The 1,512-nt window shown below is 72.8% G+C and carries 1 protein-coding gene; it reads right to left on the bottom strand.

The window, feature by feature from the left end; translation table 11 throughout:
* Positions 1–1,512, bottom strand: a 1,512-nt coding sequence (locus K8638_RS44155; RefSeq protein WP_223760806.1) for a condensation domain-containing protein, incomplete at both ends; no start/stop codon positions are given.

Raw genomic sequence — 1,512 nt, forward strand, 5'->3', positions numbered from 1 at the left:
GAGGGTGTTGACGAAGAAGCCGATGAGGCCCTCGGTCTCCTGGCGGGTGCGGCCGGCGATGGGAGAGCCGACGGAGACGTCGTCCTGTCCGGAATAGCGGGCCAGCAGCACCTGCCAGGCGGCGAGCAGGGCCATGAAGGGCGTGAGGCCCTCGCGCCGGCACAGCGCCAGGAGCGCCTCCGTCAGGGGCTTCGACAGGAGCACCGGCTGCCAGGCGCCGCGGTGGGACTGGACTGCGGGCCGGGGCTTGTCGGTGGGCAGCTCCAGCACGGGCGCGGCGCCGGAGAGCTGCTGGCGCCAGTACCCGAGCTGCCGCTCCAGTGCCTCGCCTCGCAGCCATGCGCGTTGCCATGCGGCGAAGTCGGCGTACTGGATGGGCAGGGCCGGCAGGTGGGAATCCTGCCCCGTGGCCTGGGACGCGTAGAGCGCCGCCAGCTCGCGCACCAGCACGCCCATGGACCAGCCATCGGAGACGATGTGGTGCATCGTCCCGAGGAGCACGTGGTCCTGCTCGCCCAGGCGTAGCAGCAGGGCCCGGAAGACAGGCCCGTTCGCCAGGTCGAAGGGCCGCTGCGCCTCGCGCGAGACGAGGCGCCGGGCCTCGGCCTCGCACTCCGCGGGCGGCAGGGTGCTCAGGTCCACCACGGCCAGCGGGAAGCGCGGCGGGGCGTGGATGACCTGCACGGGCTCGCCGTCCTGGACGGCGAAGGTGGTGCGCAGCGACTCGTGACGCTCCACCAGCGCGGTGAAGGCTCGCTCCATCGCCGCCACGTCCAGCGGGCCCCGCAGCCGCAGGGCGGTGGGGATGTTGTAGGCGGCACCGCCGGGCTCGAGCTGGTCGATGACCCACAGCCGCTGTTGCGCGAAGGACAGCGGCAACGCACCGGTGCGTGGCACGGGGACCAGGGGTGGTGCCTGGACGGTGCGCGCGTGCACGGCCGTATCGATGCGCCGGGCGAGCGAGGAGAGGACGGGAGCCTCGAAGAGGGCGCGCAGGGGCAGCTCCACTCCGAAGGTGGAGCGGATTCGGGAGATGACCTGCGTGGCCAGCAACGAGTGGCCGCCCAGCTCGAAGAAGTGGTCATCCGCGCCCACCTGCTCCACGCCGAGCACCTGGGCCCAGAGGCCCGCGAGCAGCTCCTCGGTGGGAGTGCGCGGGGCGGTGAACCCGGAGGTGGAGGCCGGGGCCTCGGGAACGGGCAGGGCCTTGCGGTCCACCTTGCCATTGGGCGTCAGCGGCAGGGCGTCCAGCACCACGAAGGCGGAGGGCACCATGTGCTCGGGCAGCCGCTGCTTGAGGGCGGCCCGGAGTGTCTCCGCTTCCAGGGACACGCCCGGGGCGGGCACCGCGTATGCGACGAGGCGCTTGTCTCCGGGCCGGTCCTCGCGCACCAGCACCAGCGCCTGACGGACGCCGGGCTGCGCGGTGAGCGCCGCCTCGATTTCACCCAGCTCGATGCGGAAGCCGCGCAGCTTCACCTGGAAGTCGGTGCGGCCCAGGTACTCCAGCGT

It is taken from the genome of Myxococcus sp. RHSTA-1-4 (genome assembly GCF_020037125.1).
Classification (GTDB): Bacteria; Myxococcota; Myxococcia; order Myxococcales; family Myxococcaceae; genus Myxococcus.